The following is a 671-nucleotide window of genomic DNA, read 5'->3' as shown; positions in this document are numbered from 1 at the left end:
ACTAGGTCGTCTCTGCGAGGTCATGTGAGCCAGAGCATGGTCATGCCGAGTGTGACCATGGCGAGGTCGTTGGCCGCCCGCTTCTCGTAGCGGGTGGCGATGCGGCGATACTGCTTGAGGCGTCCGATCAGCCGCTCGACCCTGTTGCGCTCCCGGTAAGCAGCCTTGTCGAAGTCGGGCTGCCGCGGTTGATCTTTGCGGGTCGGGATGACTGGCTCGATCCGGCGCTGCCTGAGGCGGCGGCGGGCCGGTGGACTGGATTAGCCCCGGTCCCCGCAGGTTCGGCGAGGACGCAGACGCGGACGGCCTCGCCCGTGACGGGGCACGGCGCCCTCGTCCATCGGCGCATCCAGGGCGAACTGCTCGTGGCGCTCGCCGGCCGTCAGCACCGCCGCGACTGGCTTGCCGCCGCCTTCGGCCCGCAGATGCAGCTTGGTCGAGACCCCGCCCTGGCTGCGCCCGAGCGCTTCACCAATCCCCTCGACCGTCCCCTCACCCCCCCGATGGCGCCGGACCGGCGTGCACCGGCGGCGTGCTGGTGGGCGCGGACCACCGTGGCGTCGACGAAGTGCAGGTCCCCGTCGAGCTCGCCTCGGGCATCGGCTTGCGCCTGCAGGCACCGCAGCACCCGGTCGAACACACCGGCCTTGCGCCAGCGGTAAAACCGGCTC

General features: G+C 71.1%; 1 pseudogene. It reads right to left on the bottom strand.

What is annotated here, in order from left to right:
• Nucleotides 1–20: 20 nt before the first annotated feature.
• A pseudogene (locus tag FV218_RS22490) lies at nucleotides 21–671 on the bottom strand (IS5 family transposase); the annotation flags it as partial.

The organism is Methylobacterium sp. WL69, from assembly GCF_008039485.1.
Lineage (GTDB): Bacteria > Pseudomonadota > Alphaproteobacteria > Rhizobiales > Beijerinckiaceae > Methylobacterium.
This window is presented reverse-complemented; position numbering and strand designations above follow the sequence as displayed.